The organism is Streptomyces actuosus, from assembly GCF_016921115.1.
GTDB lineage: Bacteria > Actinomycetota > Actinomycetes > Streptomycetales > Streptomycetaceae > Streptomyces > Streptomyces actuosus_A.
This window is the reverse complement of the sequence record NZ_JAFFZS010000001.1, coordinates 189,041-213,079: the sequence shown is the minus strand read 5'-3', so window position 1 is coordinate 213,079 and position 24,039 is coordinate 189,041. Positions and strand designations below refer to the sequence as shown.

The window sequence follows — 24,039 nt, the reverse complement described above, 5'->3', positions numbered from 1 at the left end:
CGGCGAACGGCGCCCTGCGGGTGCCCGCAACGACACGTCGGCCCCGCCGCCCCGCAGAGTCGTGCGGCCCGGCCCTACGCCCCGTCCCTGCCCCCGCCGCACGAGGCCCCCTCTCACCACCCGATGGAGTACCGGCCGGACGCGAAGGCGGTGCGGGAGGGCCGAGGGCCGCCGCGGCTCGCGGGGAGTGCCGCGTGGCGTTCGGGGCAGAGCCGCAGGCGCGCCGGCCCGAGCCGGTGGTGCCCCGGTCCGGCCCGCCCGGTCACTGAGTCGCCGTTCAGTAGCCGCTCGTGCTCCCCCCGCATGATCGCCGGCCCGGCGTGTGCTGAACTGGGACGGCCCGCAGACCGTGGGCCGTCCACCGTTCGTACCGGGAGTCGTGTTGACCCACAGCTACCGCCAGCCCGGCGTCGTCCTCACCGACCGGCGCTTCACCGTCCCCCTCGATCACGACGATCCCGCGGGGGAGACGATCGAGCTGTACGCCCGCGAGGTCGTCGCGAGCGACAAGGCCGGCCGGGCAGGGCAGGAACTGCCCTGGCTGCTCTACCTCCAGGGCGGCCCCGGGTTCGGCGCCAACCGCTTCGTGGGCCGTCAGGCCTGGCTCGGCCGGGCCCTGAAGGAGTACCGGGTGCTGCTGCTGGACCAGCGCGGAACCGGCGCCTCCACACCCGCCAATCGGCAGACGCTCCCGCTGCGCGGTGGTCCCGCCGCCCAGGCCGACTACCTCACCCACTTCCGCGCCGACTCCATCGTCCGCGACTGCGAGGCCATCCGCCCCGCGGTCACCGGCGGTGCCCCGTGGACCGTCCTCGGCCAGAGCTTCGGCGGCTTCTGCACGGTCACCTACCTCTCCACCGCGCCCGAGGGCCTGTCCGCGGCCCTCATCACCGGCGGGCTGCCCTCCCTGCACGCCCACGCCGACGACGTCTACCGCGCCGCCTACCCGCGCATCGAGCGCAAGGTCGCCGCGCACTACGCCCGCTACCCGCAGGACGTCGAACGCGCCCGCCGCGTGGCCGATCACCTGCTCACCCACGAGGTCACCCTGCCGGGCGGCTACCGGCTCACGGCCGAGGCCTTCCAGTCCCTCGGGATCCTCCTCGGCGGCGGCGAGGGCAGTCACCGGCTCCACTACCTGCTGGAGGACGCCTTCGTCCGCACCCCGCGGGGCCCGGAGCTGTCCGACGCCTTCCGTGAGGAGGCCCAGGGCCTGCTGAGCTTCGCGGGCCACCCGCTGTACGCGCTCGTCCACGAGGCGATCTACGGCCAGGACCACCGGCCCACCGCCTGGTCGGCCGAGCGTGTCCGTGCCGAGTTCCCCCGCTTCGACGCCGCCAAGACACTCGCGGGCGAGGGGCCCCTGCTGTTCACCGGCGAGACGATCCACCCCTGGATGTTCGACTGCGACCCGGCTCTGCGCCCGCTGCGGGAGACGGCCGAACTGCTCGCCGCCCGGACCGGCTGGACACCCCTGTACGACCCGGAGCGCCTGGCCGCCAACGAGGTACCCGTGGCCGCCGCCGTCTACCACGACGACATGTACGTCGACACCGCCCACTCCCTCGCCACCGCCCGCGCGATCCGCGGCCTGCGCACCTGGGTCACCGACGAGTTCGAGCACGACGGGGTCCGGGCGGGCGGCCCCCGCGTCCTCGACCGCCTGCTGGCGCTCGCCCGCGACGAGGTGTGACCTCCCGGCCGGGGGACGAGGAACCGCCGGCCGCCGCCGGGGACGACACGGCCGGGACCGGTGGCGAACCCACCCGTCCCACCCCGTGGCACCTGTGATCCGCGGCAGCAGGAGCCCGCCCCGGCGCCGACGCACGCTCCGCAGCACCGGCCGGAGGGCCGGGGACGTCCCCCGTACGAGGACGTACGGCCCGCACACCGGCAGGACACACCGGACACAGCCCCGCGACGGGCGAACACGGCTCGACGCGGCACTAGTCTGCGGTCATGACCGAGCCGACGAACACCCCACTGCAGCCCATGCCCGAGGACTGGCGGCGTGCTCTGGCGGTGGTGGCGCACCCGGACGACCTGGAGTACGGCTGCGCCGCGGCCATCGCCGCCTGGACCGACGCCGGACGCGAGGTCGCCTATGTGCTGGCCACCCGGGGCGAGGCAGGCATCGACACGCTGGAACCCGAGAAGTGCGCTCCGCTGCGTGAACGCGAGCAGCGGGCGAGCGCTGCGGTCGTCGGCGTGTCGGAGGTGGAGTTCCTCGACCACCGGGACGGCGTGATCGAGTACGGCATCGCCCTGCGGCGTGACATCGCCGCCGCGATCCGCCGCCATCGCCCCGAACTGGTGATCACCCTCAACCACCGCGACACCTGGGGCGGCGTGGCCTGGAACACCCCCGATCACGTCGCCGTCGGCCGAGCCACCCTGGACGCCGCCGCCGACGCGGGCAACCGCTGGATCTTCCCCGAGCTCGTCGAGCAGGGGCTCCAACCGTGGAACGGGGTGCGCTGGGTCGCCGTCGCGGGGTCGGCCTCGCCCACCCACGCCGTGGACGCCTCGGCGGGTATGGAGCGCGCCGTCGCCTCCCTGCTCGAACACCGCACCTACATCGAGGCGCTGACGGACGAGGACCCCCGGACGTACGCCCGCGCGTTCCTCACCCGGACCACCGAGAGCGCGGCGGAACGCTTCGGCGGCCACCCGGCCGTGACCTTCGAGGTCTTCGCCCGCTGAGTCACGACGAACACGGGACCGACGGGCGTCGGCGCGGACGCCTTGACAGACCCACCGGGTCTCGCGGCGACCCGGGACGGCGGGGCGAGTTGCAGGCGTGCCCCGCCCTCCGCTCGTCAGCCGACCAGTGGCTGAAGCAAGGGCGTTGGCCGTACCGCCCCTGACCCACCGGCAGCCGATGCTGCCTCGGCCGCTGATGGCGCTAGGGCGTGTTTCGAAAGTCCCGTCTGGCCCGCGACGCCTGGCACGGCGCCTCGCTGCGTTGTCGGGATCGTCCGCGTACGCCCAGTACGCGGACGACCCTCCGCCTTGCGATGCACCGCACCAGACGCCGCGGGCCCCGCACTTCGGGCGGACGACGCTACTTTCGAAACACGCCCTAGGACACCAGTCCCTGACCGTCCAGCTCGGTCAGCCGCACCGTGCACAGCCCGCCACGTTCGGTCTTCACATCGGTCACCTTCAGCTGGGTGCCCGGCGCGAGGATGTACTCCTCCTCGCCCGTGAACGCGGAGAACCGCCGGATCCCCACCGCTCGCGCCGGCGTCACCTCGAACAGGGTTCGCTTGCCGCGGCGGCCGAGGAACGCCCGCGCCACGTTCAACTCCGACGTGCACGACGACACACCCCACCAGGTCACCGTCCGGCCGAGCGGATACTGGGAACGCAGGTCCAGGGCCACGCCGCGCCACAGCGGCTGCATTCGGGCGGGCAGCGCCGCCACGGCCGAGAACAACAGCCTCAGGTAAGGCAGGTATGGCACCAGCTTCTCGCGGTCCGGGGAGCGCAGTACCGTGTTGATCTCGCGGTAGAACGCCGACTCACAGGTGTACAGGTACAGCGCCGCGATCGCGTCGGCCGACAGTCCCTCTCCACCTGCGCCCTCATCCGATGCCGCGCCCATGGCCGCAGTCTCGCCGGCCTTGGCCCGGCCGAACCGGGCCGACCGTTCGATGTGCCGGCTCAGATTCTTCAGCACCCGTGACACCGGCTCGACGGCCTTTTCGAAACTCATCAGCGGGGTGTCGAACACCCCTGTGACCGGTGGCAGTACGAGCCCCTCGTCCTTGACGCTGGTGAGCCGCTCCAGATACAGCTGGTGCAGTTCCATCGTCGACGCGATGAACGCCCCCATCCGCTCCGCGACCCCGTCGCCCGGAGCCCCGCCCGCGTCGGCCGCGTGCTCGTTCCAGTCCTTGCGCGGCAACCAGTCGACCGGCTCGGCCCCCAAGACCGCCAGTGCGTCGTTGACCTGCGCGAAGTGGTCCCCCTCGCAGAAGACGTCACCCTGAGCAGCCGGATTCGTGTGATCCAGGTGCCGGACCTCGACCTGCGGGTACTTCTTCTCCAGCCGCTGTACGACCCGCTTCAGGCTTCGGGCGTGCGCTCCCCACCAGGCGAACACCACACCCCGGTCCTCTTCGGCGGCGTCCTGCTTCGCGCGAAGGATCTCCTCGATGATCTGCTCGGCCACAGGGCGCCAGAACGACGTGTGCCGATCGGTCGGCATCGCCCCGTCCGCGCTTGCTGTCAGGGATGCGTTCAGCAGCAGCACGCCCTGGGTGAGCATGGCCTGGAACCACTCAGGAGGCCGGACCGCGTCCTCCTTCTTCAGCAAGGCGCGAATGTCGGCGACCTGTGTCTTCTTGGCGATGCCGTACTTCCACATCGCTGCCGCCTTGATGATGCAGCGCATGCTGACGACGCGGCCGAACCGGCTGTCCTCCCAGTCGTGGAAGGTGTTGTCGAACATCGCGATACCGGTCGCGCTCTCCGCACGCGGATAGGGGTTCTGCCCGAAGACGACGACCTTCCACTTGTGCGGCGGGTGCGGCTTGAGCGCCTGGAAGGTCAGTTCGCGCACCGGAACCACCTCCGGGCTGCGCTGGGGGCCGATGACGTCGCTTGCCCCGGGCTGCGCCGCGATCACCGGACGCAGCAGCGGCAGCCACGGCTCACCACCTCCGGTGAAGAGCTCGGTCAGCCCCAGCGGGTCGTCGGCCGGGGCTTCCGCCTTGCCGGCGGTGGGGACGCCGGCACCGCCACCCACCGGAGCCGGGCCACCGCCGGAACCGGGCTGGGGCGCCCCGTCGGGCCCTTCGGCCGAATGGCCGGATCCGGCCGGATCGCCGGAGGTCTTCTCCCCGGATGCGGCTCCGGACGCAGGTGTGTTCGAGTCGGACGCCGGCACGTTGATACGCACCCTCTGCGCGGACCCCGCGCTCTCGATGTCGTGGAGCTGACTCCACACCGCGGCCCGCAGTGCGTCGTAGTCCGCGAATCCGTGATCCTGGAACAGGGTGTAGCCCGTCCACATGAGATTGGCGCACACCTGGGCGGGCACCCGGCCCGTCTGCGCGCCCATGCCCACCAGCGCCACCGACCGGATGCTGCCCGGCTTCGCCCGGTTCTGCAGATGCACCGCCTGGAACGCAGCCGCGCACGCCAACGCCACGTTCATGGTCTCGCTGATGTTCTGCGAGGACTGCCGCATGGTCGGCGTCGAGATCAGATATCGCGGCACCTCGGCTCCGGAGGGCACGCACACCGCACTGCCCACCGGCAGACTCCCGCCGCACAGGTCACGGATCGCACGCTGCACCCGCACCTGGATGCCGGCACCCAGATGCCGCTTCACGACGGCGTCGACACCGCCGTCCATCCGCCCGCGCGCATTGGTGGGGGACACCCACGCATCGACGTCCACATCGAGTATCGACCCCCGCCGGATCTCGACCCCGGGGGTGTCGGCGAACGCAGACCGCCAGGCCTTCACCACCTCGTCTTTGGCATCGACCAGAACGACCCTCGACGCACGCTCCACGCTCAACGATTCGCCCTCTCGCACGACTTCTCGAACAGACCCCGAAGCTACAACCGCCCACTGACAGAGTCGTGGGGTGTGGTCGGTGTCCGTGTGACGGATGTCAACGAGCGTGTGCAGTCGGTGCCTTCAGAGCTGTCTCGCTACTCATCGGCGATGCGGTCGACGAAGGCGAGCGGGTCGTGGTGCGGGCACGGACTCCACAGGCCCTGCGGTCTGTGGAAACGGGCAGGCTGGGAAGTCGCGCAGATGGGCGTGGGGGCTGGTGTCGGTCATGCACGACAACGGCACAACAACGGTACGGTCCGCCACCCGGCAGTCGATAGCGTGATCACCGTGACAGAGTTGGAAGAGCTGGTCCTGACTCCCGGCGAGCGGGCCCGGGGGGTCCGAGTCGACAGTGTGATGTTCAGGATGGCCTGGACCGGCGAGGATCACCCTGGCCAGCTGGCGGCGTTCGTGGCTGGTCGGGTACGGGCTTTTCAGGGGGGAGCCGACAGACATCGACACCGACGTCGTCTACCGCGCGGCCGAGGCCGACCCGACTCTGCGCCGCGGTGATTTCCCGGTCCACCAGCTCGATCATCTGTCCGGTGTGCTGGCGAATCTCGGCTGCACGCTCGTGGTGCGGGACAACGGCACCGACACCTACGAGGTGCTGGTCGCGCTGACCGGTGAGCGTGAGCTGATCGGGTTGATGCATCAGGGCCTCCCGGTGCGGGCCTGGGACGCGGAAGCCGAAGTGACGCCGGTCAGCCTGGACTGCCCGAACTGCTCGGAGATGCTGGTCCGGCAACTGTCGGCGACCCAGACCCTGGACGACGAGCACTGCGATTGCGGAGCCGCGTTGTTCGATGCTACTGGCCGCCCACTGCCGAATGTCACTCTCCACGACTGAGCCGCTCAGTCCCCCCGGCTTCGGCTCATCCTCACCGGTGTACTGCTCATCGGCTGCGACGCCCACTGATCCGCACGACCCGTACACCGCCCGATCACGGAGGGCGTCTTGAGCGCCGACCGCGTACTCTGGACGATCAGGTCGAGGCCCGCCTCGTACCCTTTCCCAGCAGCGAGGATCCCGCTGCCTACCGGGCATCCCCGGCGTCCTGCCACCGCACCACTGTCGGAGTCGTCCGGGGCAGCGGTCGAACTGCTCTCGGTGCGCGACGTCTACGGCTCGCTCCGCGATCGATGGGGGTGCAGCTCCGTCTCGGGGCAGCCTGATCTGCGTTGCTGGGACGGCCGTTGACCGGCCCGGGGCGTTGTGATGGGCGGTGCTCGGTCGGGATACTCGCTGGTCGCCGCTCGTCGACGGTGGTCATACCGCCGCGATGGTTCCGGTGACTCTTGAGAGGTCGCGCAGACAGGCCCCTTGGGGAGGACCGGAACCATCAGTAGCGGGGCCACTCGCTGCCGCTCGGGAAGCACGGCGGTGTCCTATAGGTTCGATCACCTCCCGTTGGAGGACGGGCCCAGACCTATACGCGTGAGGGAGCTCGCATGGCCGCCATCCATCGCACGACAATGACGCCTACCAAGCTGGAGCTGCTCACCGGCTGGCTGCCGAAGCAGAACTGGTACGTGGGCGACGCAGAAACGCCGGAACTGGTTAAGGCCGGTGGGTTCCGTTTGGACGATCCGGATGGCGCGGTCGGGATCGAGTTCATGGTCGTGGTGGACGCCACCGCGCAGGAGCCGGTGGCGTATTTGGTGCCGATGGGCTACCGCGGTGCGGCGCTGGAGGGCGTCCCCGGCGAGGCGTTGATCGGAACGTCTGAGCATGGGGTGCTCGGCACCCGGTGGATCTACGATGGCGTCCACGACCCGGTGGTGATGGCGCAGTTGCTTGCGCTCCTGCGCGGCGAGGCGATGCCGCAGGACCAGAGCAAGAGCGACACTCCTGACCCGACCGTGACCGTGCACGGAACCGGCCCCGACGACGGGCTTGACGTTCAGGTCAACCGTGTCCTGCGGTCGGCGGAGGCCGCGCAGAGGTCGTCCGTATGCCTTGTCGCCGGGTGGATTTGGCCAGACGGAACGGCTGCGCGGGGAGTACTCGCGGGCGTCGCGCTGCGGTAAGAGGGCGCGCGGAGACAGTAGGCGTGTGGTCATGGTCGGCGGTTCGGGCGTTCGTCCCAGCGGTGAGTTGTCCAGGACCGCCGGATCAGGCTGCGCACGGTGATGATTGTGTCGGCGAGGTCGAAGAAGGCATCGATGACGGTGACGCGACGCTCGTAGCACCGGGCGAGACGGTGAAAGGCGTTCTGCCAGGCGTGGGTGCGTTCGACGCGCCAACGGCGACTGGCTTGAATGGGCGTCTTCCCTCCCTTGTGCGCGATGCGTCCGTGCAGGCCGCGTTCGCTGAGCAGAGCGCGGCTGGTGTCCAGGTGCATGGTGATGGTGTCGGGCAAGGTGACGAGGCCCTCCCACGGGGCGGTCAAGGATCAGCGCGGACGCGGGTACTCGGTGGAGGCCGCTCGGGCCCTGCGCGACTGGGGCTGGGCCACCCTCGACGTCCACCGCATCGAGTGGTGGGCCATGGCCGGGAACACCGGCTCGCGTGCCGTCGCCGAGAAACTCGGCTTCACTGTCCTAGGGACACTGCGTAATCGCGGCATCGCCAACGACGGCAAGCCGCACGACTGGTGGGTGGGCGGACTGCTGAGGCCCTGAGGCCCGGGCCGGTGCTTCGGTGGCTCTGCTCTTCCGTGGAAAAACCCCAGCTCGGGTAGTTCCCGCAGAAGAGCCCCCCCGTTGACCACCGGCGGGCAGCCGTGAGGTGGCAGTGGCCGCACGGGTTTCGAGTCTGACCAAGAAGTGGGCCCGTGCGGCCTTGACCCATCCTGAGACCGAAGGGCGACGCGCCGCTCGGCGAGCAGCGCGTCTGGCGGGAGATGCGCCGGCGGCAGTCCTCGCAGCGGATCTGCGTCGAGCACGCCGACGCCGCAGTGCGGCAACGGCGCGTGCTCCAGCGCTACACCGGCTCACACGAGGACTACGCCGTGACCCACCAGGCGATCGCTTCATCGGTTCCGGACCGTTCGGCTCGCCGACCGACCCGCCGCAAGCCGACCACCGAGCTCGTGCTCGCCCGGCAGGCCGCCTGCTGATCCATCACCGGCCGACCCGACAGGCCAGCACGCCCGAACCCCACTCGCGGACCATGTCGGTGGATGCGTCATGGCGAATTGGAGATGGATCTCGTCCGGGATACGCATACCACACCGACACTTCCCAGAACGGGTAGCAACACCTTGATTCCCTGCAAGCCCTCAGGTGTTCCATACCGTGATGTTCATCGAGATCGTGTCGCGTTCCTGGTCGACGCCGGCGATGGACACGTAGGCCCAGCGGCCCTCAGAGGTCAGGACGCACATCTGGGTGCCCTTGCGGGTCTGCTCCGCGGTGAGGCGGCGGTCGTTGATCGTCGTCGCGGCGCACGTGGCGACGGTGGGTTCCGAGGTGATGATCGACAGTTTGTCCCGGCTCCACAGGAACCTGGTGGAGTCCAGGGGTTGGCAGAAGCCGATGTCGGTGCCTCGCGCCGTGTCGGTTCCCCAGTCCGGTGCGGTCGAATCCAGGTCGATCTTGCTCTGGCACTTGATGGTGACGGGGGTGTTCCCGGTTTCCCGGTAGACGCTGCCATCTGCGGAGTCGGCGTTGGGCGCAGTGTCGGTGGGCCGGGGCGTCACCGCGGGAGTGTCGGCGGGCCCGGGAGTCACCGCGGGGTTGTCCGTGGGCCCGGCCGTTGCGGAGGAAGAGCCGGTGGCCCCGGGTACCGTCGACGAAGCAGAGTCGGAAGGCGCTGCCGGCGGGGCATCGCCGGGCCCGGGGAAGATGTTGACGACTTCGTACGACGCGGCGGCGGCGCCTCCGAGGAAGCCGACGACGAGGGCGGCGAGAGCGGCGGCCCAGGCGGCTCCTCCTGGGGACCACAAGGCTTGCGGAAACCTCTTGATGCGCCCGGCCGGGGCTGCCGGCTGAGTAGGCGGCTGTGGATGCTGTGCGCTCATGGTCTCCCCCCGAGAATCAGAACGGGGAGGAGTCTTCCACGAGAAACCGTCGCTCGCTTCGAATGTTGCCGATCTTTCGAATGATGTCCGGTTGGCCTCGATCATGTATGAAGGTTGCGTCAGCTTGTTGATGGATCCTCGCCGGTTGCTCGGGGTTGCGGCACTACCGGCCGGCCGGCGGGGCAGGGTCCACCAGCCGCCCGGTGGTGCCGCAGCCCCGTGGCCGCCCGAGACGTCGCCCGGGTGTCCCTCAGCGCGCGGCCGGGTGGACCGGGCAGCGGGGCTCGGGCACCGGGTCGCCGTCCCGGCCGGGCCGGCCGGCCGGGGGTGTCCGGTGCTGCACGTGCAGCCGCAGGCCCTCCGGCATCAGCGTGAGCCGCTCGGCCACCGTCAGCCGGTAGGAGGGGTCCGGCACCAGTTCGTACCGGCGCAGCAGCAGGCCGAGGACGAGTGTCGCCTCGTGCAGGGCGAACTGGCGGCCGATGCACGCCCTCGCCCCGGTGCCGAACGGCTTGAAGACGTGCGCGGGCCGGGCCCGTACCGCCACCGGCTCGAACCGGTCGGGATCGAAGCGGTCGGCGCCGTCGCCCCACACCGCCGGATCCCGGTGCAGCATCGCGGCCAGCACCAGGGCCCATGCGCCGCGCCGCATCGGATGCCTCCCGGCCAGCACGGTGTCCGCGCGGGCCTCCCGGGCGAACGCCGGTGCCGTCGGCCACAGCCGCAGCGACTCGTCCAGCACCCGGCGCACGTACCGCAGTCTCGCCACCTGCTCGTACCCCGGGCTCTCCGTGTCGCCCCAGACGCGGTCGACCTCGGCCCGTGCGCGGGCGGCGGCCTCCGGGTGCCGGGAGAGGTAGTGCAGGGCGAACGACAGGGCGCCGGAGGTGGTCTCGTGCCCGGCGACGAGGAAGGTGATGACCTGGTGGCGGACGTTCTGTGCCGACAGCCGCTCCCCGGTCTCGGGATGAGCCGTCTCCAGCATCCGGTCGAGCAGGTCCCCTTCCCCGCCGCCCGAGGACCTGCGCACCCGGACGATCTCGTCGACCGTGCGGTTGAGGAAGGCGATGTCGGCGGCGTTGCGCCGGCTCGCCTGCCGCAGCAGCAGCGGTACGGCGGGGCCGGGCACGGTGTTGAGGCGCTGCGCATGGGTCAAGGTGCCCACCATCGCGGTCACGAACGGGTGCGGCCGGGCGCGTTCGAAGGAGCCGAAGTCGTGCCCGAACCCGGTGCGGGAGATGGTCTCCAGGGTCAGCTTCGTCATGTCCCCGGGCACGTCCACCGCTCGCCCGTCGGCCGCCGCGCGGTCCCAGTGCCCGGTGAGCCGGCCGGCCACCTCCAGCATCATCGGGTGGTAGGCCGCCATCGCCTCGCGGCTGAAGCCGGGGGCCAGGACGTCGTGCGCGAGCTGCCAGTTGGGCTCGTGGCCGTAGGCCGTGAACAGCGCGTCCCCGACCACGGGCCGCAGATTGGCGATGCCGAGGCCGACGTGCTTGGTGAAGCGGGTCTCGTCGGCGAGGTCGGTGACCAGGTCCGCACCCCACGCGAAGACGAACTCCTTGCCGAACGCCCGGCGCCGGAAGATCGGCCCCAGTCGGCGGGCATGGCGCATCGAGTCCTGCAGCGGTGTGCGCGGGCTCGCGCCGATGAGGTCGCCGAGCAGTGGCAGGCGTCCCGGCGGGTGAGGGATCCGGCGCAGTTCGGGCCAGCCGTGCTCGGCACTGCGGAACCCCTTCGGCAGTCCGTCTTCGGTCCTCGTCTCCGCCATGACGCGATCTCCCTGGAGCGGGCTGCAGGTGAGTGGTTCGTACGAGCTGTTGTACGTGGATTCAACAACGGGCATCAGTCTGGTCCCGTTGTTGAATCCACGTCAAGTAGAGTGCGTGCATGGTCGCGAACCAGGGTGGACGCACCCGTCGCCGGCTCAGTACCGCCGAACGCCGGGAACAACTGCTGTCGGTGGGTGCTTGCCTGTTCTCCGAGAGTCCGTACGACGACGTGTGGATCGAGCAGGTCGCCGAGATCGCGGGCGTCTCCCGCGGGCTGCTCTACCACTACTTCCCGACGAAGCGCGACTTCTTCGCGGCCGTCGTGGAGCGGGAGAGCGAGCGGATGCTCCGTATGACGGCCGCCGAACCCGGTGTGCCGGTGCGTGAGCAGCTCGCCGCGGGCCTCGACGCCTACCTGGAGCATGTCCGGGCCCACGCTCACGGCTATCGCGCCTTCCACCGCGCCGACGCCGCCGGGGACCAGTCCGTGCGGCGCGTCTACCGGCGCGCCCTGGCGGCCCAGGAGCGCCAGATCCTGGCGGCACTGGCGGCCGACCCCGAGTTCGGGCCGGTCGTCTCCGGCCGCCCCGACGCCCGTCTCGCCGTGCGGGGCTGGCTGGCCTTCACCACGGCCGTGTGCCTGGAGTGGTTGCGGGGTGCGGAACTGGACCGGGCGCAGGTGCGCGACCTGTGCGCCCGCGCGCTGCTGGGCGTCCTCGCGCCGTGACCTCGCCCCCTCCTGAGCCCCGCCGCGCTCGGTGGGGCCTGGTTGGCGTTCGCCCCGATCTCCGATAGGTTAGGCAAGGCTTACCTAAGGGAGGTTGGGATGGGTGACAGGCACACCTGGACGGCAGCGCCCGCCGCGGCGGAGCGGGCCCGGTCGGTGCTCGCCGCGGCATGGTCCTGCGCGGTGACCGCGAGCGGCGTCCGCGAGGAACTGGCGGGCGCACACACCGTGGCCGAGGGCGGCCGGGTCCTGCTGCACCTGCCCGAGGACAGCGCCCTGGCCGCGGCCGCCCTGTGCGCACCGCGCGGCGAGGTGTCCACGGTGCTGGAGTTCGCCGACGTGGCCCCCGTGCCCGTGCGCCACCGCATCCGGGCCAGGCTCTGGCTGGCCGGCCGGCTGTCCCGTGAGGGCGGCCGCGTCGTCCTCCGGCCCGCCCGCGTCGCGCTGCGCCGGCCCACCGGCATGGCCGTCGTCGACCTCGCCGACTACGCCGCCGCCGAACCCGACCCGCTGGTCGCCGCCGAGGCCCGGCTGCTCACCCACCTCGCCGACGCCCACCCCGACGCCGTCGAACGACTCACCCGTCTCGTCGACCGCGACAGCCTGCACGGCGCCGTCCGGGTCCGCCCCCTGGCCGTGGACCGGCACGGACTGACGCTGCGCATCGAACGCGCGCGTACCCACGGCGACGTACGCCTGACCTTCCACGCGCCCGCGGACGACATCGCGGAACTCACGGAGCGCATGCACGTCCTGCTGGCCCGGGCGAGTACCGCGACCTGCCCCCGCGCCCTACAGCGGCACCGCACAGACCGCGACGGGTGAGGCGAACGGTGCCCCCGCGAGCCGCAGCGCACCGCTGCCGCCGTCCACGTGGAACACGCTGACCGAGCTGGACCGCTGGTTCGCCGCGAACAGCAGCCGCCCGTCCGGCGAGAAGGCGATCTGCCGGGGGAAGTCACCGGCCGCCGGTACCGTGCCCAGCAGTCTCAGCCTCGCTCCGCCCGCCTCCACGGCGTACCTGGCGATGCTGTCGTGGCCCCGGTTGGCGAGAAAGGCGTACGAGCCGTCCGCCGTCACCAGGATCTGCGCCGGATAGTTCTGGCCCGTGCCCGACCCGGTCGCCTGCGCCTCGCCGACCGTCAGCCGCCCGGTGGCGGGATCCCAGGCGCACACCGTGATCGTGTCGTCGTTCTCGTTGGCCAGATACGCGTACCGCCCGCCGGGGTGGAAGGTCAGATGGCGCGGACCGGCGCCCGGCTCGGTGCGGGCCCGCGCCACCTCGGACAGCCGTCCGGCGTGCGCGTCGATGCGGTAGGTGTACACGGTGTCGGTGCCGAGGTCGACGGCGAGGACATGCCTGCCGTCGGGCGCGGTGACGACCTGGTGGGCGCGCGGCTGCCGCCCCTCCGTTGCGGCCGGGCGGGAAAGGACCACCAGGTCGGTGCGCTCGCCCAGCGCGCCTGCTGCGTCGATCGGGTGCACCGCCACGCTGCCCGAGCCGTAGTGCGTGCTCAGCAGCCAGCGTCCCCCCGGGTGCACGGACAGGTGGCAGGGCCCCGATCCGCCGGTGGACCGGTTGCCCAGCACCCTGCGGTCGGCGAGCCGCACCGCGGCCACCGCACCGTGCTCGCGCTCGCTCACCGCGTACAGCGTCCGCCCGTCGGGATGCGCGGCCAGGTACGACGGGTCGGACACGCCCTTGACGGTGCCGGTGCCCGTGACGCGTCCCGTCACGGGGTCGTAGACGGCGAGGCCGATGCCGTGCCCGCCGCCCTCGGCCGAGGTGTAGGTGCCCAGCCACAGCGGGCGGTGACCCGGGTGGGAGCCGGCGGTCGGGGCGGCGGGCCTCGTCGCCGGGGCGGACGCGTCACCGGACGGAGCCGGGGAGGACGCGGAGGAGTAGCCACCGGCCGGGGCCGGGGAGACGGGCCTGCCTCCGCAGCCGCTCACCGCCGCAGCCACCGTCGCCCCGCCCAGTGCGCCCACGAAGCGCCGCCTGCTCCAGCCCCCTCGCTCCGCCACCGCACCGTCCACCCTCCGCGCACCTCGGGTTGTCGTCCGTCCCGGTCGTGACGGTCACCTTGACCCGCACGGACCCCCGGACGCAAACCTCGCGGCCTCCGCCATGGTGCGCGGGGACGGGCGGTGGGACGTCACCATTCGCCGTCGGGCACCGGCTCGCCCGGTGCGTCCCCCAGCGGCTCGACCTGGTGCGGAGCCGGGGGCTGCCAGGGCTCGTGGTCGTCGCCCAGCCAGTCCCCGACCGGCTTGACGGCCCCGAGGGCCTCGGCCGGGGCGAGGTCCTCGGCGCCCTCGTCGTAGTAGTCGTACCAGGGCAGTCCCGCCCGGGTGTAAGCGGCCCGGTCCACGGGCGAGGGCGGCGGCTCCTCGCCGGTGATGCGCCGCCACTCCGGCGGCGTCACCAGGTGCACGAAGACCCGGCCGGAGGGCTCCGCCGCCCAGTCCGTCGGCGGCCGGTCGTCGCGGTAGACCTCCTGGCGCATCGACCCGCCGACGCCGAGACCCATCGCCGCGGCGGCGCGGGGCGCCGCGCCCGGGGCCGCCCCGGGGGCGGCTGCCGGGGCCGCGGGGAACGCACCGGTGCCCGGCGGCGGGCCACCGTACCCGCTGAGCGGGGCGGCCCGGCGCCGCTCCGCCCGGTCCCGCTCCTCCTCACGCCACCGGGCCAGCGCGCGCTCGCCGAGCGGGAAGGACTGCAACTGGACGCCGCCCCACACCTCCTCGCCGGTGACCTGGCCCTCCACCGTGGCGCCCAGTCCGAGCGGCACGGCGACGAACTGGCGGACCGTGCCCTTGCCGGAGTTGATGCCGTCCAGCCAGGGCTGGCGGGGCAGCACCAGGTAGTTCTGCGGATTCCGGGAGAGCCGGCCGCTCCACGGCCGGCCCGACACCGCGCACACCTTGCCGGCCCCGACCTGGAGGGCGGCGGGCTCGGTGGTGCCCGCGAAGCTCAGCCACATGGCCTCCCGCAGGTACACCGGCAGCATCACGCCGCCGCGCGAGCGCCACGCCTCGGGCACGGTGTCCGGGTGGTCGGCGACCCGGCGCACGGGGAACTCGCCGAGCCCCGGCGGCAGCGGGTGCGTGCCCGTCTCGGGCAGACGCAGGGTGCGCACGAACCGCACCGCCACGCCGCCCGGCAGCCGCAGGGTGTTCCCGTCGAGCCGCACATCCGTCATCCGCCCGTCCCCCTCGATCGTCTTGAACCCCCCGCCGCCGATGAACACCGCGGACGGAGCCGTACTGTCACGGAGAACGCCCGACGGCCCCCCTCCGGTTCCGCCGACGCCGTTCCAGCCGGCGTACCCGCTCCCTCAGCCACGGCACGGACAGCTTCCGGTCGCGCAGCTCCTGGGAGTGCCGGTCCAGTTCCTCGAACAGCCGGCGCGTGCGGTGCTCGGTGTCCAGCTCGTCCAGCATGCGGTCCACCTCGGTCAGCACCGCCCCGTGCAGCTGCCACTGCCGGGCGTCGCGCTGGACCTCCTCCAGCAGCAGCTGGGCGAGCTTGTCGCGAGTGGCCGCGGCCTGGTGCAGCTCCGCGGCGAGGCGGTCCTCGGCCGACTCGGCGCTGCGGCTGACATGGGTGGTCACCAGCACCGCGAAGCTCACCACCGCGTCGGCCACCTCCGAAAGGATCTGTTCGACGACCGCGCCGGTCTCGGGCGGGAACAGCGGCTCGGGATCGCGTTCCTTGGCCAGGTCGGTGAGGCTGCGGGCGAGCACACGCAGCACGACGGTGCAGATCTCCAGCGTGTCCAGTCCGGTGCGCAGGACGACCCGGTGCAGCAGGCCCTCCCGCACCCGAGGGTTGAGCCGGAGGCTGTCCTCGGCCTGCCGCAGCGCCGCGTCCACCTCGACGATCGCGTGATCGAGGCGGCGCGCCTCGTGCAGCCGGGCCGCCGCCAGTTCGAACGGCGTCCGGCCGGCGGCCTGCTCGCCCACCCGCAGCATCAGCTGGCGCATCCGGCGCGCCAGGCCTTCGATCGACTCGCCCGCCTCGCCCACCCACACGGGCGGGGGCAGCAGCACATTGACGCCGAGTCCGACGACCGCGCCGATCAGGGTCTCCAGCACCCGCGCCCAGGCGGTGTCGCCGACCGTGGTGACGCCGAGGACGAGCATCGCGCTGATCGCCACCTCGGGCACGTACTCGTCGACGCGCACCAGATGGCCGACCCCCAGCGACGCCACGATCAGCAGAGCGAGGCTCCACCAGGTCAGGCCCACCAGGAGGCTGAAGGCGATCGCCACCAGGACACCCGCCACCACCGAGTTCACCCGGCGGATGCCGTTGGTCAGGGTGGCGAACAGAGTGACCTGGACGACCAGGAGGGCGGTCAGGGGTGCGGTCAGCGGGGCCGGTTCCGGGCTCAGGTGCAGGGCGACGACGTACGCGATCGTCGCAGCGGTCGCCGACCGCAGCGCCTGGACGACCACGGGCTCCCGGCCCCGCCGCACGAGCCGCACCACGGTGTCGGACCGCTCCCGTACGCGTTGCATCGCTTGGCCTGTTCCCTTTCCGCGGCCCTGCCGAACACCTGCGCGACACCCGGCGGTCGCCGGTCGCCCTCAGGAGGCGGGCCTCCGGCTGCGGCGGAGGCCCTCGGGGCGGCGCACCGGGGCCTTCGGATGGTGCGCCGGAGGCCGCAGGAGGTGCGGAAGGCACGCCGGGCGTTCGGCCGGACGGTTCCGCCCGCGCGGGCCCGGCGGCACGTCAGGGCCGAGCGCCCAGCCTGTCGAGGAAGGCGAACAGGTGTCCCCGCATCCGGGCGATCTGCTCCTCCGGGGTGAGGCTCTCCTCGAACCGCTGCGCCGTGTCCGGGAGTCGCTTCCCCCGGATGTACAGGGAACAGGCGAGGTCGGTGCACATGTACAGGCCCGCCGAGTTCCCCTCCCGCCCTGCCGCGCCCGCCTTGCGGGCCGTCATCAGCGACACGCCGCCGCGCGGGTGCGCGGTCAGGCACAGCGAGCACAGACTCCGCTGCAGGAAGCCGCGTTGTGCCGGCGGGAACCGCATGGTCACCCCCACCAGCCGGTCGCCCCGTTCGGCGACCAGGTAGCTGCGGTCGGGGGCGCCCGGATCGCGCCAGCCGAGGAAGTCGAGATCGGCCCAGGGGCGCTCGGCGAGATCGCGCGGGACCGCCAGGCGCTTGGCCTCGCCCTGCGAGCAGTTGACGAAGGAGCTGCGGATGTCCCGCTCGGTGAGTGGTCTCATGGTGGGGCTTTCGTGATCGCACGGACAAGAAAACCTAGGGGCTCTAGGTTTGTGGCGTCAGGCTAGGCGGGCGCCGAGGGGGAGGGCGAGTGAATTACGACAGGATCGCAGCGCCGCGCGCGCGGGCCGCGCTGCGGCACGTCGCGGCCCGCTCGGCGGGGCCGCCCGTGGACCCGCGCTTGCACATCACGCTGAACTTCCACCCGGACCGGGCCGCCCGCGACCTGCCGATCCTGCACGCGATGGCCCGGGACGGTGCGTACCACCCGCAGTTCGTGACCGGTACCGGCAACGGCGGCCTCACCGCCCGGCCGGGAGGCGACCGCTGGCGCTGGGAGAGCAGGATCTTCGGCGGAGCCTACGACGACGCGGAACCCCACGAGCGCCCCGTCTACGGTGCGCTGGACTTCCGTCGCCAGGTCGTCGGCGCCGCACCGCGGTTCGGCTCCTCGCACTTCCGCCTCGCCCCGGACGTCCTGGCCCGCGCCACGTTCTGCTACCCCGACAGCGCGGCCGAGCCGACCGACTTCGGCGTCGCCGCCGGCACGCACCTCGTCGCGCTCGCCGCGGCGGACGCCCGGGACGCCCTCGACGACTACGTCGAAGCCCATGTGCACGGCGGCGTCGACCTCGCCCGGGACGCCGAGGCGCTGGTGCTGGACGCCTGCTACCGCGGCACGCCCGTCGAGGCCGCGGCCCGCCTGCTGCCCTGCCCCCTCGCATGGCACCCCGGCTACCGCATCACCGTCGCCGGCCTGTACCGCCACGCCGACTTTCGCGGACGGGAGTCTGCCGACCTCGGCGCCCGCATCGCCCGCGACGGCGTGGTGGATCCCCGGGTCATCGGGGACGCCGCCCGCACCGGGCGGTTCGCCCTCCAGGACCTGAAGATGGTGTGGCACACACTCGCCCGCTTCGGTGCCCCCGCGGGCGCGGGAACCGCCCACGGGCACGGGGAGTCGGCCGCCGGGCCCGGCGTTGGTCACGACGGTTGCTCCCCGGGCGCCGACGCCGGACGTGACGGGTGCACGCCGGACCCCGGTGCGCCGGCCATGTAGGCGGATCCCGTCGAAGTCCGGTGCCCGCTCCCCACTCCGCCGCGGCCTCGGCCGGCCGCGGGGTCGCCGACCGGGGCCCCCGTTCCGTACCCTGTACCGCGGCCGCACGACGGACACGGCCGCGGTGGCCGCCCGGACGGGGCGGATCCTGCCTGTGCCGGACAGCGCACCGGGGGGCGCACGGAGTCCGCCGAGAAGGAGCCGCGGCGGGACGGTGCCGAAGGACCCGGGGCGAACGAGCGGCGCCGGGACCATCACGGGACCCCGCGGGCCCGCTCCCGACCGCCCCGGCCCGCCGGGGTGGGGTCGCCTTGCGGCCCGCCACCGCCCGGGACCCGAGCGGCGAGCGGTCCGGCCCGGCTTAGTTCGCTGCATGAATTAAGTGCTGGGATAAGGTGTCCTTGCGGACCGCGTGGCGATAGGGTGCAGGTCGAGCACGGTTCGGAGGGAGTCACATGGCGGGGCGCAACGGGCGCACGGTACGCGACCTCAGGCGGGCCAACCGCACGGCCGTACTGCAGCGGCTCTACTTCGACGGACCGCTCAGCCGCTTCGAGCTCGGCCCGGCCACCGGCCTGAGCTCCGGCTCGGTCAGCAACGTCGTCGCCGACCTCGTCGCCGACGGCCTGCTGGAGGAGGCCGGCAGCGTCGACTCGGACGGCGGCCGGCCCCGCACTCTGCTGCGCGTGGCCCCCGGCAGCGGACACATGATCGGCGTGGACGTCGGCGAGACCCGGGTCCGCATCGAGCTGTTCGACCTGGGCCTCACCGAACTCGCCCGCGCCGAACGCCCGTTGGAACACCAGCGCTACGACGTCGAGGTGATCGTCGGTCACATCCGCGACGGCATCGCCGACGTGCTCAGCGCGGGGGGCGTCGGGCCCGAGCGGCTCCTCGGAGTCGGCACGGGAGTCCCCGGCATCGTCGAACGCGACCCCGTGCGCGGCGCCGTCGTGCACGGTCAGACGATCGGCTGGGACGCCGTGCCGCTGGAGAGCCTGCTGCGCGACGGCTCCCCGCTGCCCCCGGCCGTGCCGTACTTCATCGACAACGGCGCCAAGACCCTCGGCCAGGCCGAGATGTGGTTCGGCGGCGGCCGCGGCGCCCGCAACGCCGTCGTCGTCCTCTTCGGCTCCGGTGTCGGAGCGTGCCTGGTCACCCCCGACGTCGACAGCGGACGGGCGGTCGAGTGGGGCCACCTGACCGTACGGGTCCGGGGGCGCCGGTGCCGCTGCGGGGCGCTCGGCTGCCTGGAGGCCTACGCGGGCGCCGAGTCCCTGCTCGCCCGCTGGCGGGAGGAGGGCGGCGCACCGCCGCCCGACACCGACGAGGAGGCCGCGCTGACGGCGATGCTCGCCGCCGCCTACCCTCCCGAGGGCACCGAGCCCGACCCGGTGGCCCTCGCCGTCCTGGAGGAGACCGCCGAGTACCTCGGCGCCGGGCTGTCCGACCTGATCAATCTCTTCCAGCCCGAGCGCATCCTCATCGGCGGTTGGGCGGGACTCCAGCTCGGCGCCCGCTTCCTGCCCTCCGTACGCCGCCACGCCGCCGCCTACGCCCTGCGCCATCCCGCGGAGCGGGTCACCGTCGAGTTGGGCCGGCTCGGCCCCGACGCGGTCACCGTGGGCGCCGCGATCCTTCCGCTCGCCGACTTCTTCGCGCGCGGCGGCCGGCGCCCCGAGCCGGAACCCGAAGGGCCGGCACCCGCCTGGCGCACCGCGCTGGCGGAGCGGACCCCGCACTGAGGTTTCGCCGGCGCGGCCGCAGGTACCCGTTTCGAGCCGCCGCAGCGACCGCTGCCCGGGAGGACGAGAGGAGGGCGCCATGGCGGACCACCGCCCGCACGACCCCGGGAGCTCCGGCACCCCTGTCCCGCGGGACCTGCCGGACCAGCAGGCGACCGACGGCGACGACCCCTGGGACGTCGCCCAGCAGCACACCGGTGAGACGCCGGAGACCGACGAAGGCGTCCCCGACACCGACGAGGCGGGCACCGGGCGGCGCGGCGCGGCGCACTCGGGCGCCGTCCACCCGGAGCACCCGGTGCCGGACGAGTCACCTGCCTGACGAGCGGCCATGACGCGGGAGGTAATCGACGCCCGCCCCGCGGGGCCGGAACGATGAGGGACGTACCCGCCCGCCTCCCACGGAAGGACGCCCCATGCCGTATTTCGCCAGCCCCGTCGACGGCACCCGGCTGCACCACGTCGATCACGGCCCCGCGGACGGGCCCGTGATCGCCTTCGTGAACAGCGCCTACTTCGGCACGGACATGTGGGAGGCGCAGATGATCGCACTGGCCGAGGAGGGCTTCCGCTGCGTCGGGCTCGACCGGCGCGGGCACGGCCGCTCGGACGACGTGTGGGGCGGATTCGACCTCGATTCCCTCGCCGACGACGTCCAGGGCCTGCTCGACCACCTCGACCTGCACCGGGTGACGCTGGTCGCCCACTCCGTCGGCACCGCGGAGGCCGTGCGCTGCCTCACCCGCAACGGCACCCGGAGGGTGGACCGGGTCGCCCTCGTCTCCGGTGTGGCGCCGGGGCTCGTGCGGTGCGCCGGCCATCCGGACGGACTCGCCCCCGAGACGCTCGCGGCGTTCAACGAGACCGTCCGGCGGGACCGGGCGGCCTTCTACGCCGACGGCGCGGACGCCTTCTTCGCCCGCCACCTGCCGGGCAACGAACTCTCCGACGCCTATGTGCAGTCCATGGTCCGCGCCTGTCACGTGTCGACCCCGCGTGCCGGCGTCGCCCTGCGCGACCTCATGGCCGTGCTGGACCTGGCGCCCGAAGTGGCCGCACTCGACCTGCCGGTCCTGGTCGTCCACGGAGACAGCGACATGTCCGCGCCCCTGGAGCTGACCGGGCGCCGCACCGCCGCACTGGCCCCGCAGGCGGAGCTGAAGGTGTACGAGAACGGCGGTCACGGCCTGTTCGCCACACATGCCGCACAACTCACCGAGGACATCAGGAAGTTCGCCTCCCTGATGGCAGACGACCAGGAACCCGGCACGCCTGCCGGGAACGGGAATCGGCGGTAGCAGCTGACGCGGCACTGCGTCACCGGGCGCACTCCGCCTTCTCTCGGCGCGCGGACCGGGGAGTTCGCCGGTCCGAAGGGCGGTGCAGTCGGTGTGCGCCTGCTCGACGGCCTCGGGGTACGCCTCGCGCTCGGCGTGCTCGGCGAGCGCCCGGTAGATGCTCGCGACAGACGGGTTCCGCCCCGTGCGCTTGCCGGTGAGGATGATCGGGTCAGGCTGGATCCGCTCGACTGACTCCCCGTTCTCCCGGCGCCGGAGGACGGTGTGGAGCATGTCGTCGGTGATGACCGGTGGCCAGCCGCCGTGCTTGCCCTTGTGGGAGGCGGTGTCGAGCCCCTCCGGCGTCGACTCCCGGATGCTCTCCCGCTCGGTCTCCGCCATCGCCGCGAAGAACGTTCGATTTCATCGAGCGCCCGACGGGCCATTTTCGATCTTGCTCCGGCAAAGGATCGCTCATGAGAACCCGTGAGGTGTGGGTTGGCCGCAGGCCGGACAGAGGTCGGGGTGAGTTCGCCCACCCGCCGCCCCATGCCGGGTTCCTCACGGGGCGGAGGGTGGGCGAGCGGTGGCCGACTGGACGTCAGGAGATGACGTCCACGAGGACCTTGCCGACCGCGCGGCTCTCGACCGCTCGGTGCGCGTCGGCGGTGCGGTCGAGGGGAAAGCGGTTCAGCGGCAGGCCGTGCTCCTCGCCGACCGGCAGCGCGCCGTCGCGCACCGCGGCGGCGACGTCCTGGACGGCTGCGGCGCGTGCCTCCGTACCTGCCGTGTAGAGCACCAGGAACTGGAAGCGTGTGTTCAGCACCATGTTCTGCGGCACGTTCAGTTCCACTGGTCTGCCGCCGTCGTTGGCGTAGGTCGCGATCGTGCCGCGGGTTCGCAGCACGGCCAGGTCCAGTGCGAGGTTCGTGCCCAGGGCCACCTCTGCGACGATGTCGACGCCGTCCGGGGCGATCTTGCGGATCTCGGCGGACGGGTCGTCCTCGCGGTAGTTGATCACGTGGTGGGCTCCGGCGGCGGTGGCCAGCCGGGCCTTCTCCGGGCTGCTGATCGTGCTGATCACGGTGGCGCCGGCCCACCGGGCCAGCTGGATCACCGCGTGCCCGACCGCTCCGGCCCCGCCCGCGGCGAGCACCACCTTCCCGTCGAGTGCCCCGGGCCGCAGCCGACGCGGCCCGTCCTCGGCGACGGTGAGCGCGCGGTGCGCGGTCAGTGCGGGGACTCCGAGTGCGGCGCCGACGTCGAAGCCGGCCTCGTCGGGCAGCGGCACGGCCTGTTCGGCGGGCACGACGGTGAACTCGGCGGCGGTCCCGGTGGGCCGCCCGGCGGCGGCCATGAACAGCCAGACCCGCTGACCGACCCGGCTCCGGTCGACACCTTCACCGACGGCGTCGACCGTGCCGGCGCCGTCGAGGTGCGGGGTGACCTCGGAGAAGCGCTTGGGGTGGCCGACGCCGGAGCGCGCCTGCCAGTCGGTCGGGTTGACCCCGGACACGGCGACCCGGACGCGAACCTCGCCGGGCCCGGGCGCGGGCAGGTCACGGTCGACGAACTGGAGAACGTCGGGGGCGCCGTTGTCGCGGTAGACGATGGCCTTCATCGGGTCTCCTTCGTGGATAGCCCGGCCTTCAGGCCGGGGAGGAAGCGAGGTTCCTGCGGAGCAGGGCAGGGTATGGCGAATCGCCTCCAGGGCGATTCGGCGTCTGTGGCCACAGGCCGACGCCCGTCACTCACATCGAATCTCTGGTGGAGCGGGGTTTCCCGGCATGGCCTGACGGTTCGTCAGGGTGTCCGGCGTGGGGTGTGGTCGCGACCCGGGCCACGTTGGTTCCGGTCAGCCGATGGGGTCTTCATCGCCGCGGGGACGTCGTCCTCGGGGCGCAGCGCCTCGCGGATCACGTCGTTGGCGAAACCGAAGCCGTAGTACTCGGGGGTGTCCACGTGGTCGACGCCCGGCTCGACGGCGCGGCGCAGCAGCGCGACGGCCTCGCCGCGGCGGTCGTGCAGGCGCTCGAGCTGCAACGCGCCGTAGCCGATCCGGAAAACCGTGCGGGCGGCGAACGAAGCGGTCGCGGTGGTCATGACGCTGTCTCCTCCTTCGGTGTTCGCATGGCGGTGTGGAGCAGCTGGGCCTGGTAGAGCGCCATGACCCGGTGGGCGATCGGGGTGGCGTGCTCCCGATCTCGGGGCGGCCCGTGGTGCTCGACCTCGACGAGCCAGGCTGCGACGCAGTCGTGCAGCATCGCGCGCATCCGGTAGGTCATGTCGACGACGATGTCGCGGACGGCCGGGTCGGTGGTCGTCTCGCCCCAGGTCCGCACGCCGACCCGGGCCTCGGCCGGGTCGATCGCGACGATCAGGCGGGCGAGCAGTTCGTCGGGGCCGGGTGGGGCGTCGGCCGCGCCGTACTCGCCGAGGGCGTCGGCGCGCTCGGCGAGCACCTCGCGGGCGGCGGCACGTACCAGGTCGGCCTTGTCGCGGTAGTGCGCATGGATCGAGCCGGCCGAGAGGCCGGACCCGGCGGTGCCCCTCGTGGAGGCACGCTCCGCCCTTCGCGTCGACGACCTCTCGGACCGGGCTGCGGCCCCGCCCTGCGCCCGCCCGGGGAACTCGGCGCCGCCCCCTACGGCGGCCGGAGCGCCTCGCCGGTACACGGCCCCGAG

The 24,039-nt window shown here is 72.7% G+C and carries 22 protein-coding genes and 1 pseudogene; 12 read left to right on the top strand and 11 right to left on the bottom strand.

Features of this window, described 5'->3' with window-relative positions:
- Positions 1–382 precede the first annotated feature (382 nt).
- Together JS756_RS00975 and JS756_RS00970 are read left to right on the top strand one after the other, a co-directional pair.
- Entirely contained in the window at positions 383–1,693 is a 1,311-nt protein-coding gene (locus JS756_RS00975; protein WP_205380934.1) for an alpha/beta fold hydrolase, read from the top strand.
- A 266-nt stretch (positions 1,694–1,959) separates the two neighbouring features.
- Complete coding sequence (locus tag JS756_RS00970; protein WP_205380933.1) at positions 1,960–2,703, top strand: PIG-L deacetylase family protein; 744 nt, start codon at positions 1,960–1,962, stop codon at positions 2,701–2,703.
- 379 nt (positions 2,704–3,082) lie between these two features.
- Here the strand turns inward: JS756_RS00970 and JS756_RS00965 are convergent, their stop codons facing one another.
- On the bottom strand, positions 3,083–5,527 hold the full coding sequence (locus JS756_RS00965; protein ID WP_307790256.1) for an ADP-ribosyltransferase domain-containing protein: 2,445 nt from the start codon (positions 5,525–5,527) through the stop codon (positions 3,083–3,085).
- 595 nt (positions 5,528–6,122) lie between these two features.
- On the opposite strand from JS756_RS00965, the gene JS756_RS00955 reads away from it, so the two are divergent.
- Positions 6,123–6,425 (top strand): hypothetical protein, encoded by a 303-nt coding sequence (locus JS756_RS00955; RefSeq protein ID WP_205380932.1) that lies wholly within the window; start codon positions 6,123–6,125, stop codon positions 6,423–6,425.
- 602 nt (positions 6,426–7,027) lie between these two features.
- Positions 7,028–7,606, top strand: a complete 579-nt coding sequence (locus tag JS756_RS00950; protein ID WP_205380931.1) for a maltokinase N-terminal cap-like domain-containing protein — start codon at positions 7,028–7,030, stop codon at positions 7,604–7,606.
- Between the two features lie 29 nt (positions 7,607–7,635).
- Here JS756_RS00950 and JS756_RS00945 read toward each other — a convergent pair.
- Positions 7,636–7,953, bottom strand: a pseudogene (locus tag JS756_RS00945) (IS5/IS1182 family transposase); the annotation flags it as partial.
- Here JS756_RS00945 and JS756_RS00940 point away from each other — a divergent pair.
- Both JS756_RS00940 and JS756_RS00935 read left to right on the top strand, forming a co-directional pair.
- The gene (locus JS756_RS00940; protein WP_307790184.1) at positions 7,838–8,200 is read left to right on the top strand and encodes a GNAT family N-acetyltransferase; all 363 of its coding nucleotides are present in this window, start codon (positions 7,838–7,840) and stop codon (positions 8,198–8,200) included. The pseudogene JS756_RS00945 and the gene JS756_RS00940 sit on opposite strands and share 116 nt — an antisense overlap.
- 221 nt (positions 8,201–8,421) lie before the next feature.
- Complete coding sequence (locus JS756_RS00935) at positions 8,422–8,637, top strand: hypothetical protein (protein WP_205380930.1); 216 nt, start codon at positions 8,422–8,424, stop codon at positions 8,635–8,637.
- A 162-nt stretch (positions 8,638–8,799) separates the two neighbouring features.
- Here JS756_RS00935 and JS756_RS00930 read toward each other — a convergent pair whose 3' ends face one another.
- Both JS756_RS00930 and JS756_RS00925 read right to left on the bottom strand, forming a co-directional pair.
- On the bottom strand, positions 8,800–9,465 hold the full coding sequence (locus tag JS756_RS00930) for a hypothetical protein (RefSeq protein WP_205380929.1): 666 nt from the start codon (positions 9,463–9,465) through the stop codon (positions 8,800–8,802).
- Positions 9,466–9,790: 325 nt separating this feature from the next.
- Positions 9,791–11,308, bottom strand: coding sequence for a cytochrome P450 (locus JS756_RS00925; protein ID WP_205380928.1), 1,518 nt, complete (start codon positions 11,306–11,308; stop codon positions 9,791–9,793).
- 119 nt (positions 11,309–11,427) lie between these two features.
- Here JS756_RS00925 and JS756_RS00920 point away from each other — a divergent pair, with 119 nt between their 5' ends.
- Positions 11,428–12,036 carry a TetR/AcrR family transcriptional regulator gene (locus tag JS756_RS00920; RefSeq protein ID WP_205380927.1) on the top strand — a complete coding sequence of 203 codons (609 nt, stop codon included), beginning with the start codon at positions 11,428–11,430 and terminating at the stop codon, positions 12,034–12,036.
- A 99-nt stretch (positions 12,037–12,135) separates the two neighbouring features.
- Positions 12,136–12,861 carry a DUF2470 domain-containing protein gene (locus JS756_RS00915; protein ID WP_205380926.1) on the top strand — a complete coding sequence of 242 codons (726 nt, stop codon included), beginning with the start codon at positions 12,136–12,138 and terminating at the stop codon, positions 12,859–12,861.
- On the opposite strand, the gene JS756_RS00910 is transcribed toward JS756_RS00915, so the two are convergent.
- From JS756_RS00910 to JS756_RS00895, 4 genes are all read right to left on the bottom strand, one after another.
- The gene (locus tag JS756_RS00910; RefSeq protein WP_307790181.1) at positions 12,829–14,061 is read right to left on the bottom strand and encodes a lactonase family protein; all 1,233 of its coding nucleotides are present in this window, start codon (positions 14,059–14,061) and stop codon (positions 12,829–12,831) included. The two genes, JS756_RS00915 and JS756_RS00910, sit on opposite strands and share 33 nt — an antisense overlap.
- Before the next feature lie 131 nt (positions 14,062–14,192).
- Complete coding sequence (locus JS756_RS00905) at positions 14,193–15,239, bottom strand: hypothetical protein (protein WP_205380924.1); 1,047 nt, start codon at positions 15,237–15,239, stop codon at positions 14,193–14,195.
- 67 nt (positions 15,240–15,306) lie between these two features.
- Complete coding sequence (locus tag JS756_RS00900; RefSeq protein WP_205380923.1) at positions 15,307–16,560, bottom strand: FUSC family protein; 1,254 nt, start codon at positions 16,558–16,560, stop codon at positions 15,307–15,309.
- A 214-nt stretch (positions 16,561–16,774) separates the two neighbouring features.
- Positions 16,775–17,275: an FBP domain-containing protein gene (locus JS756_RS00895; protein WP_205380922.1), complete on the bottom strand. Its 501-nt coding sequence runs from the start codon at positions 17,273–17,275 to the stop codon at positions 16,775–16,777.
- 89 nt (positions 17,276–17,364) lie between these two features.
- Here JS756_RS00895 and JS756_RS00890 point away from each other — a divergent pair, with 89 nt between their 5' ends.
- The 4 genes from JS756_RS00890 (at position 17,365) to JS756_RS00875 (ending at position 21,376) form a co-directional block, all read left to right on the top strand.
- Entirely contained in the window at positions 17,365–18,333 is a 969-nt protein-coding gene (locus JS756_RS00890; RefSeq protein ID WP_205380921.1) for a DUF3626 domain-containing protein, read from the top strand.
- A 455-nt stretch (positions 18,334–18,788) separates the two neighbouring features.
- Entirely contained in the window at positions 18,789–20,078 is a 1,290-nt protein-coding gene (locus JS756_RS00885) for an ROK family transcriptional regulator (RefSeq protein WP_205380920.1), read from the top strand.
- A 79-nt stretch (positions 20,079–20,157) separates the two neighbouring features.
- Entirely contained in the window at positions 20,158–20,400 is a 243-nt protein-coding gene (locus tag JS756_RS00880) for a hypothetical protein (protein WP_205380919.1), read from the top strand.
- A 94-nt stretch (positions 20,401–20,494) separates the two neighbouring features.
- The gene (locus tag JS756_RS00875) at positions 20,495–21,376 is read left to right on the top strand and encodes an alpha/beta fold hydrolase (RefSeq protein WP_205380918.1); all 882 of its coding nucleotides are present in this window, start codon (positions 20,495–20,497) and stop codon (positions 21,374–21,376) included.
- 580 nt (positions 21,377–21,956) lie between these two features.
- On the opposite strand, the gene JS756_RS00870 is transcribed toward JS756_RS00875, so the two are convergent.
- The 3 genes from JS756_RS00870 to JS756_RS00860 all read right to left on the bottom strand — a co-directional run bounded on the left by JS756_RS00870 (position 21,957) and on the right by JS756_RS00860 (position 24,030).
- A complete protein-coding gene (locus JS756_RS00870; protein WP_205380917.1) occupies positions 21,957–22,976 on the bottom strand; it encodes an NADPH:quinone reductase in 1,020 nt (339 codons plus the stop codon).
- Positions 22,977–23,158: 182 nt separating this feature from the next.
- Complete coding sequence (locus tag JS756_RS00865) at positions 23,159–23,458, bottom strand: aldo/keto reductase (protein WP_438817274.1); 300 nt, start codon at positions 23,456–23,458, stop codon at positions 23,159–23,161.
- Positions 23,455–24,030 carry a hypothetical protein gene (locus tag JS756_RS00860; RefSeq protein WP_205380916.1) on the bottom strand — a complete coding sequence of 192 codons (576 nt, stop codon included), beginning with the start codon at positions 24,028–24,030 and terminating at the stop codon, positions 23,455–23,457. The genes JS756_RS00865 and JS756_RS00860 overlap by 4 nt, the downstream gene beginning before the upstream one ends.
- Positions 24,031–24,039: the final 9 nt, after the last annotated feature.

What these genes read in the sequence shown, in the direction of transcription:
- JS756_RS00970 (WP_205380933.1), top strand. Translation starts at nt 1,960, where the DNA reads ATGACCGAGCCGACGAACACCCCACTGCAGCCCATGCCCGAGGACTGG.
- JS756_RS00950 (WP_205380931.1), top strand. Translation starts at nt 7,028, where the DNA reads ATGGCCGCCATCCATCGCACGACAATGACGCCTACCAAGCTGGAGCTG.
- JS756_RS00940 (WP_307790184.1), top strand. Translation starts at nt 7,838, where the DNA reads ATGGGCGTCTTCCCTCCCTTGTGCGCGATGCGTCCGTGCAGGCCGCGT.
- JS756_RS00935 (WP_205380930.1), top strand. Translation starts at nt 8,422, where the DNA reads ATGCGCCGGCGGCAGTCCTCGCAGCGGATCTGCGTCGAGCACGCCGAC.
- JS756_RS00925 (WP_205380928.1), bottom strand. Translation starts at nt 11,308, where the DNA reads ATGGCGGAGACGAGGACCGAAGACGGACTGCCGAAGGGGTTCCGCAGT.
- JS756_RS00920 (WP_205380927.1), top strand. Translation starts at nt 11,428, where the DNA reads ATGGTCGCGAACCAGGGTGGACGCACCCGTCGCCGGCTCAGTACCGCC.
- JS756_RS00915 (WP_205380926.1), top strand. Translation starts at nt 12,136, where the DNA reads ATGGGTGACAGGCACACCTGGACGGCAGCGCCCGCCGCGGCGGAGCGG.
- JS756_RS00905 (WP_205380924.1), bottom strand. Translation starts at nt 15,239, where the DNA reads ATGACGGATGTGCGGCTCGACGGGAACACCCTGCGGCTGCCGGGCGGC.
- JS756_RS00900 (WP_205380923.1), bottom strand. Translation starts at nt 16,560, where the DNA reads ATGCAACGCGTACGGGAGCGGTCCGACACCGTGGTGCGGCTCGTGCGG.
- JS756_RS00895 (WP_205380922.1), bottom strand. Translation starts at nt 17,275, where the DNA reads ATGAGACCACTCACCGAGCGGGACATCCGCAGCTCCTTCGTCAACTGC.
- JS756_RS00885 (WP_205380920.1), top strand. Translation starts at nt 18,789, where the DNA reads ATGGCGGGGCGCAACGGGCGCACGGTACGCGACCTCAGGCGGGCCAAC.
- JS756_RS00880 (WP_205380919.1), top strand. Translation starts at nt 20,158, where the DNA reads ATGGCGGACCACCGCCCGCACGACCCCGGGAGCTCCGGCACCCCTGTC.
- JS756_RS00875 (WP_205380918.1), top strand. Translation starts at nt 20,495, where the DNA reads ATGCCGTATTTCGCCAGCCCCGTCGACGGCACCCGGCTGCACCACGTC.
- JS756_RS00870 (WP_205380917.1), bottom strand. Translation starts at nt 22,976, where the DNA reads ATGAAGGCCATCGTCTACCGCGACAACGGCGCCCCCGACGTTCTCCAG.
- JS756_RS00865 (WP_438817274.1), bottom strand. Translation starts at nt 23,458, where the DNA reads ATGACCACCGCGACCGCTTCGTTCGCCGCCCGCACGGTTTTCCGGATC.